Here is a 1,734-nt window from a genome sequence, read left to right on the forward strand (position 1 = left end):
GGATGTAAACTTGTCAATGTTTCCAGAATGCTGGAGTAAAGAGTACCAGAACGGTAATAACTTCCAATCTGCCCAGCAGCATTCCCGCGCTCAGTAACCACTTGGCTGTATCAGGCAGCGATGAAAAATTGCCTGCTGGTCCGATGATATCTCCAAGTCCGGGTCCAACGTTGGTGACGGCCGTCATTGCACCGCTTAGGCTGGTGACAAGATCCAGCCCCAGCAGGCTCAAAAGCAGGGTGAGAATGGTGGTCAGAAGTACGAAAAAGAAACAGAAAGCGATCAGGGATCTCAATATGTCGCTGCTGATTTGATGGCCGTTATAACTTTGTACAAAACAGGCCCTGGGATGAGCCAATTGTTTCAGTTGAATCCCCAACAGGCGTGCACCAATCTGAAAACGGAAAACTTTTATTCCGCCTGATGTGGAGCCTGAACAACCGCCAATACCCGTCAGGCAAAGAAACAGGGTGGCTGCAAATCCTCCCCAAAGGGTGTAGTCCGTCAATGCATAACCTGTCGTGGTGATAACAGAAACGGTATTAAAGGCAACCAGGGTCAAAGACTTGAACAGAGAATAGTCACTGTTGATAAACAACCAGAGAGTGAAAAGCCCCCAGAGTATTATCAGGAACTTGAAATAAGCCTGTACCTGATTATCTCTCAGCATCGAGTGAGGATCCCCCCTGAGGAATTTGACAAACAGAACGAAGGGGAGAGAACCACAAATCATGAACACTATAGCAACCCAGTGAATGAAAGGGTTTTGGAACTGAGCCATAGAGTTGTCGGAAGTTGAGTAGCCCCCGGTGGAAAGAGTGGTCATAGCGTGATTGATGGCTTCAAAGCCAGTCATGCCTCCCAGAAAATAAAGATACGCACAAAAAACGGTCATACCCAGGTAGATACAAACAATACGCTTGGCGATGCTGCCTGAGCGAGGCATGGCCTTGTCTGACCAGTCGGAAGACTCGCTTTGGAACAGGCGCATACCACCCACTTTCAGGAAAGGCAGTACCGCAACAGCCAGAACAATAAAGCCAATGCCACCCAGCCATTGAAGCAGTGAGCGCCACAGGAGCACCCCGGTATTCATCTGGTCAAGTCCACTGAGCACGGTAGAACCGGTTGTTGTAATCCCGGACATGGTTTCAAAAAATGCGTCGGTATAACTGATATCCAGTTGTATATACAGAGGCAGGGCTGCGAAGGCACTCATTGTGAGCCAGGAGGTATTGGTCAGCAGGAAGATTTGTCTTGGGTTGAGATTGAATTCTGGTACACGACAAAAGTAGTAAAGCGGTGCACCTGCCAGCAGGGTGATCAGGGCCGACAAAGTGAATGAATAAACCCCTTCCGCGCCAATAACGAAATCATGCAGGGCTGGCAGTAGCATCAGTACTGATAACATCACCAGAAACAGGCCTATGACGAGGAGAACGGGGCGGAAATTCATGGTTGTTTTTGTTTAATTAGTTAAACATCGAACTATTACACTTGAAGGATTCGAAGTAATTAAGGGTTAGTACTTAGCGGCAGGTCGCGCTAACTGAATGTTTGGTCCTCAATCTTCTGACATGAAAGCATATTACCGTCAGATCCATGGAGTAACCTTGAATAAGACGGCAACATGAAAAGATGAGTTGGCCGAAAAATAGCAGAGCGAAAGGCTCGAATTTTATAGATTCTACTTAATTAAACGATCAGGTTAGATTTTTACGATCATACGACCGG

General features: G+C 47.1%; 1 protein-coding gene. It reads right to left on the reverse strand.

What is annotated here, in order from left to right; genetic code table 11:
• Positions 1–13: 13 nt before the first annotated feature.
• Positions 14–1,411: a TrkH family potassium uptake protein gene (locus KDK18_RS12220; protein WP_257255202.1), complete on the reverse strand. Its 1,398-nt coding sequence runs from the start codon at positions 1,409–1,411 to the stop codon at positions 14–16.
• Positions 1,412–1,734: the final 323 nt, after the last annotated feature.

The sequence above is a fragment of the Endozoicomonas sp. SESOKO3 genome (assembly GCF_024606255.1).